This is a genomic window from Streptomyces lydicus (genome assembly GCF_000717345.1).
Lineage (GTDB): Bacteria > Actinomycetota > Actinomycetes > Streptomycetales > Streptomycetaceae > Streptomyces > Streptomyces lydicus.
This window is the reverse complement of the sequence record NZ_JNZA01000022.1, coordinates 124,650-130,955: the sequence shown is the minus strand read 5'-3', so window position 1 is coordinate 130,955 and position 6,306 is coordinate 124,650. Positions and strand designations below refer to the sequence as shown.

Sequence of the window (6,306 nt, the reverse complement as noted above, 5' to 3'; positions counted from 1 at the left end):
GACGGTCATCTTCTGCTCCTTGCCCGTGCCCAGGTCCTTCGCGGTCACGTGCATGATGCCGTTGGCGTCGATGTCGAAGGACACCTCGATCTGCGGGACGCCGCGCGGGGCCGGCGGCAGACCGGTCAGCTGGAACATCCCGAGCTTCTTGTTGTACGCCGCGATCTCGCGCTCGCCCTGGAAGACCTGGATCTGCACGGACCCCTGGTTGTCCTCGGCCGTGGTGAAGATCTCGGAGCGCTTGGTCGGGATCGTGGTGTTGCGCTCGATGAGCTTGGTCATGATGCCGCCCTTGGTCTCGATGCCGAGGGACAGCGGGGTGACGTCCAGCAGCAGGACGTCCTTGACCTCGCCCTTGAGCACACCGGCCTGCAGGCTGGCACCGATGGCGACGACCTCGTCCGGGTTGACGCCCTTGTGCGGGTCCTTCCCGGTCAGCTCCCTGACCAGCTCGGTCACCGCGGGCATCCGCGTCGAGCCGCCGACCAGGATGACGTGATTGACGTCCGAGACCTTGATCCCGGCGTCCCTGACCGCGTTGTGGAACGGGGTCTTGCAGCGCTCCAGGAGGTCCGCGGTGAGCTGCTGGAACTGCGAGCGGGTGAGCTTCTCGTCCAGGTGCAGCGGGCCCTCGGCGGAGGCGCTGAGGTACGGCAGGTTGATCGTGGTCTCGGTGGCGGAGGAGAGTTCGATCTTGGCCTTCTCGGCCGCCTCCCGCAGGCGCTGGGTGGCCATCTTGTCCTGGGCCAGATCGATGCCGTACGCGTTTTTGAACTGGGTGGTCAGATGCTCCACGATCCGCTGGTCCCAGTCGTCGCCGCCCAGGTGCGTGTCGCCGTTGGTGGCCTTGACCTCGACGACGCCGTCGCCGATCTCCAGCAGCGAGACGTCGAAGGTGCCGCCACCGAGGTCGAAGACCAGGATGGTCTGGTCGCTCTCCTTGTCCAGGCCGTAGGCCAGGGCGGCCGCGGTGGGCTCGTTGACGATCCGCAGGACCTTCAGGCCGGCGATCTCCCCGGCCTCCTTGGTCGCGGTGCGCTGGGCGTCGTTGAAGTACGCCGGGACGGTGACCACGGCGTCCGTCACGTCCTCGCCCAGGTACTGCTCGGCGTCGCGCTTGAGCTTCTGGAGGACCCGCGCGGAGATCTCCTGGGCGGTGTACCGCTTGCCGTCGATGTCGCCGCTGTCCGGGAAGCGCCAGGCCGCCTCGCCCATGTGCCGCTTGACCGACCGCGCGGTGCGCTCGACGTTGGTGACCGCCTGGCGCTTGGCGATCTCGCCCACCAGTACGTCGCCGCCCTTGGCGAACCCGACCACCGACGGGGTGGTCCGGGCCCCCTCGGCGTTGGTGATGACCGTGGGCTCACCGCCCTCCAGCACACTGACCACCGAGTTCGTCGTACCGAGGTCAATACCCACTGCACGTGCCATGGTCCGCTCCTCACCTTGCGGCCCGCTCCGCCGCGGGGAGCGGGCCCGCGGGCCCGGGCCCGCGGCTGGGCCCCTCTCACCTGCGGATACGGACGTGAGCCGCCTCCACCACCTGAATAGATCGCGCCGGGTCGACTGTCAAGATGGCACGTTTTGTCGCATCTGAGCGGTTGCCCGGCCGACGGTCACGCGGCCGCCGTCCAGGTACCCAGTGCCATCTCCGCGGTGATGCCCGGACCGAAGCCGGCCAGCAGGCCGCGGTGGCCTTCGCGGGGCGACGCCTCCTCGAACATGCGGCCCAGGGCGTCGAGCACCACGGCGCTGGCGATGTTGCCGTACTCGGTCAGCGTCGCGCGGCTGAAGCGGAACGCCTCGGGCGGGACCTCCAGGAAGCGGCTGAGGTCGTCCAGGATGCGCGGTCCGCCCGCGTGGACGAGGTAGAAGTCCAGTTCACCCGCGTTCCACCGCTGCTGGTCGGCGACCGCGCGCAGCGCCGGGGCGAGCGGCTCCATGGTGCCGGGGACCCGCTTGTCCAGCAGGAAGTGGAATCCGGTGGAGCGCACCGCGTAGGAGATCCAGTCCTCGGTGTGCGGGATGAGGTACGAACCGTTGCGTTCGAGTCGGACGCCGGTGCCGCCCCGGCCCCGGACCACGGCGGCGGCGATCGCGTCGCCGAAGAGTCCGTTCGACAGCAGGGAACCCACTCCCAGATCGGTGGGCTGGTAGCACAGCGAGCAGAACTCACAGGCGACGATCAGCACGTTGGAGTCCGGGTACGCCGTGCAGAAGTCGTGCGCCCGGTTGATCGCGGCGCCGCCGGCGGCACAGCCGAGCTGGGCTATCGGGATCTGCCGGGTCTCCGACCGGAAGCCCAGGGTGTTGATGAGCCACGCGGTCAGCGACGGCATCATGAACCCGGTGCAGGAGACGTAGACGATCAGGTCGATCTGCCGGGCCTCCAATTCGGCCTGGTCCAGCGCCTGGCGCACCACGGCCGGCACGCGGGCCTTGGACTCCTGCTCGTAGACCGCGCTGCGGGCGTCCAGGCCCGGGTGCTTGAGCACCTTGTCGATCGGCTGGATCAGATGCCGTTTGAGCACGCCGGTGTGCTCGATCAGCCGGAGGACCAGTTTCAGCTGCGAATGATCCTTGTGCAGCCGCCGTGCGAGTTCGAGGGTGTCGTCCTGCGTGATGATGTGTTCGGGTACGGCTATCGCCGGTTTACACAGAACCGCCATGGGATTCACTCCTTGCCGACTGTGGTCCGCCCGGCGCAAGAATTGCGCCGCATGGGAACGGGCGGACCAGCCTTCGAAGAACGAGCTCTCCCCGAACCGGTGGATTTCTTGTCCGAACCGCTCGAACTGTCCGAACAACGGTAAGTCAGGCGGTGGTCGTCCGCATGCCGCCGACTTTGTTCCGGCGTCACCACGCGACCGGCAGCTCGACCGGATAGCGCCAGATCGCCGTCCTGTTCCAGGGCACTTCGTCGGCCGGCTTGGCCAGCCTCAGGTCCGGGAAACGCTCCAGGAGGGCGCCCAGGGCGACTTCGAGTTCGGTGATGGCCAGCGGCGCGCCCAGGCAATGGTGTCCGCCCCAGCCGAAGGTCATGTGATTCGGGCCCTGGCGCTCCAGATCGAGCTCGTCGGCCCGTTCGAACTTCTCCGGGTCGCGATTCGCCGTCAGATAGGAGACGTGCACGATATCGCCCGCCCGGATCTGCACGCCGCTCAATTCCACATCCTCCAGGGCGACCCGGGGAATACCCACGCCCTTGCGGAAGGGAATGAATCGCAGCATTTCCTGGAGCGCCTGCGGCAGCATGTCGGGCCGCTCCCGCACCATGGCCAGCTCTGCCGGCCGGGTGAGCAGCAGGTAGCTGAGGTTGGCGATCTCGTACGTGGTGGTGTCCTGGCCGGTGATCAGCAGCACCATGGCCATGACGGTGAGTTCCTTGTCGTTGAGGATCTCGTCGCCGTCACGCGCCGTGGCCAGGGCGCTGATCAGGTCGTCCCCCGGGTCGCGACGCCGCTGCGCCGTCAGCTCCTGGAAGTAGGCGCGCATGTCGGCCTTGGCGCGCACCGCGTTGTCCCGGTTGTCGAGCCCGGTGTTCATCATCGTCCGGGCGTGCCCGCGCAGCCGGTTGCGGTCCTCCTCGGGGATGTCGAGGACCTCGCAGATCGTGGTCAGCGGCAGCGGGGAGGCCAGGCTCTCCATCAGGTCGGCCGGCGGGCCGTGCTCGGCCATCCGGTCCAGCAGCTCGTCCACGACGTGCCGGGTGCGGACCCGCATCCGCTCCACGTGACGCGGGGCGAACGCCTTGGAGACCAGGCTCCGCAGACGGCTGCTGGCGGGCGGGTCCATCACGTTGATCGCCTCGTCCTGGACGATCGGTTCCGGCGTCATCCGGGGGAAGTCCCGGCCGACGACGGCGTGCCGGCTGAAGCGCCGGTCGGTGGTGACCGTGCGGACGTCGTCATAGCGGGTGACCAGCCACGCCTCGCCCTCGCCGTACGGCAGTTTGATGCGGGCGACGGGCTCCTCGGTCAGCAGATGCCGGAGCGTGGGGTCGAATTCGATCCCCTCCGCGTAGTCGAACGGGCAGTGATGGACGGTGGGGCCGCGTTCCATGTTGACCTCCCGAAGTAAGACCGCACCATTTCAGGTGAAATCATGGTTCAAAGGTCATATACGGGCATCTTCATCGCGATCCGGCCGGGGGTGCCGGAAGTGCCGCTCCCGCCGCCCCCCAGGGCGTCCATCGGCCCCGCGCGGCCGGTCGGCGGGTTGCGCCAATCGAGTGGCGGGGTCACTCGCTGTCACACGGTGCCGGCCCGCTCCATCCGGTCCATCTGCTCGCTCTTCCTGGCGTCGGGTTCCGCCGAGTTGCGGATGGCGCCCCAGTGCTTGGCGGTCTCCTCGTGGATGAACCAGATGTCGTCCTCGGACAGGCGCCGGGAGACGACCCCGGGGAACGCCTCCTCGAAGAAGATGTACGGCGCCCGGTTGGCGATGTCGGGCGAGTGGTAGTCGAGCTTGTCGTGCATGCCGTGGGCGCGGGTGATCTTCGTGGCCGGGTGGTAGGTGAGGATGTTGGGACTGGCGAGCACGATGAGCCCGTCGTCGACCAGCGCCCCGACCTCGTGCACGGTCTCCTCGATGGTCGCCCGGGTCTCGCCCTCCAGGCCGAAGAGCACCGAGCTGCCGACCGGGATCCCGGCGTCCCGGACGCGCTCCAGGGCCGTACGCACCTTCGCCTTCCAGGGGAAGTCGGTCAGGCGCCGGATGTTCTTGTGCACATGTTGCATGACCTCCGTCGACATGCTCTCGATGCCCATGTAGAGATAGCTGCACCCGGCGTCCCGCAACGCCGCCAGCATGTCCCGCACCTCCTGCTCCTTGTGGAGCGTGGTCAGCAGGTCCGCGGTCACCTGGCAGCCGAACTGGAGGTTGCGCAGCCGCTCCCAGTCCCCCTCGTCGGTGATCCACCGGCGGCAGCCCTCGGGGAGCTTCTCCGGCCCCTCGACGGTACGGGCCGCGTGCAGCAGTGCGCAGAACTCCCGCATGAGGGGGAAGGAGCCGGTCCAGAAGATCGAGTCGTCGAAGAAGACGGCCTGCGCCCCGTAGCTGACGTATTCGCAGAGCCGCTCCAGCGCGGTTTCCGCCGGAGATCCCCGGAAGCGCTTCAGCCCGCCGACGACCAGGGCGGATTCGGAGCAGAAGTCGCAGTGGTACGGGCAGGCGTTGGACACCGTCATGTGGGCCGTGCGGGCCGGCGTGCCGTCCGGCAGCGGGAAGACCGGGAAGCGCGAGCGGATGGCGAATCCCTGGTAGGACGAGGGCAGTTCGGCCAGGTCGAACTTCTCACCCGCGATGGGAAAGGCGTGCACCGTTCCCTCGTCCAGGGCGCACAGCAGGGAGTTGCCCGGCGCCCGGACGCCCGCGGCGCCGAACAGCTTCAGCACGCGGACCACGTCGGGCACGGTGGCCCGGGTGCGGTCCAGGTCCATGGCGAGCGCGATCGCCTTCATCAGCAGGTCCAGCGCGAAGTGGCCCTCGCCGCTGACGCAGAAGTCGACCACCGCGTCGGTGCGCCGGTCGGCGATGGCCTGCAGCGTGCTGCTGTACTCCAGGACGACCGAGCGTTTCGCGGCGGAGTACGTCATCGTCTCGTCCATGTGCCGGCCGCCGAACACCACCAGGCAGTCGGGCATTTCGTCCTTGACGATGCGGGCCATCTCCAGCGCGTAGCGGTGGCCGGGGGACACCGTGCTGACCAGGAAGACCCGCGGCCGCCGCCGGCGCACCTCGGCCCGCAGTTCCGCCCGGGCCTCGGCATCCCACACCCGGGGGTCGAACACCGTGGAGTCCGAGGTGCCGGCACTCACCCGCTGCGAGGGCAGGCCGTGTTCCGCGCTCAGCCGGTGGCTCTTGTGCGGCGGCCTGCCCCAGTCGGGACACAGATCGCTGAACGGCGCTTCCGTTCCCGGCCCGCGCCGGGCGGAACGCAGCGCGCTGTCGACGGGGACGCTGAGCGCGGCGTAGAGACACATGGGGTCACCGGGGTAGGTGATTTCCCCCTCGGATGAGGTCATGACCGGGGCGAGCGCCGCGAGCAGCGGGAAATTGCGGGCCTGCCACGGCACGTCGTCCGGTGTGGCGCAGCCCGCCCGTGCGACCAGTCCGGCGATCCGGTTTTCGCGCAGCTGCATCAATTCCCGGGCGGAATCCGCGGTCATGTCCGCGGCGGTGCGGAAAAAATCGTGAACGACCGTCTGGCTTACGAGCATGCGTAACTCCCGAGGGGTGATCAACTCCGAGGATGAGCCATGCGGGCCTGCGCATCTGTCCCCGCTGTCGCACGGGTGGCGGCGG

General features: G+C 68.6%; 4 protein-coding genes. All 4 read right to left on the bottom strand.

Going from position 1 to position 6,306, the window contains the following annotated elements; genetic code table 11:
• A partial coding sequence (gene dnaK, locus OO62_RS21840; protein WP_033269219.1) for a molecular chaperone DnaK occupies positions 1–1,431 on the bottom strand: 1,431 nt, incomplete at its 3' end.
• A 185-nt stretch (positions 1,432–1,616) separates the two neighbouring features.
• On the bottom strand, positions 1,617–2,669 hold the full coding sequence (locus OO62_RS21835; RefSeq protein ID WP_033269193.1) for a type III polyketide synthase: 1,053 nt from the start codon (positions 2,667–2,669) through the stop codon (positions 1,617–1,619).
• A 187-nt stretch (positions 2,670–2,856) separates the two neighbouring features.
• Positions 2,857–4,062: a cytochrome P450 gene (locus OO62_RS21830; RefSeq protein ID WP_033269192.1), complete on the bottom strand. Its 1,206-nt coding sequence runs from the start codon at positions 4,060–4,062 to the stop codon at positions 2,857–2,859.
• Between the two features lie 188 nt (positions 4,063–4,250).
• Complete coding sequence (locus tag OO62_RS21825; protein ID WP_206738435.1) at positions 4,251–6,170, bottom strand: B12-binding domain-containing radical SAM protein; 1,920 nt, start codon at positions 6,168–6,170, stop codon at positions 4,251–4,253.
• Positions 6,171–6,306 lie beyond the last annotated feature (136 nt).

Coding starts and splice junctions, on each gene's coding strand:
- OO62_RS21835 (WP_033269193.1), bottom strand. CDS start 2,669: ATGGCGGTTCTGTGTAAACCGGCGATAGCCGTACCCGAACACATCATC.
- OO62_RS21830 (WP_033269192.1), bottom strand. CDS start 4,062: ATGGAACGCGGCCCCACCGTCCATCACTGCCCGTTCGACTACGCGGAG.
- OO62_RS21825 (WP_206738435.1), bottom strand. CDS start 6,170: ATGACCGCGGATTCCGCCCGGGAATTGATGCAGCTGCGCGAAAACCGG.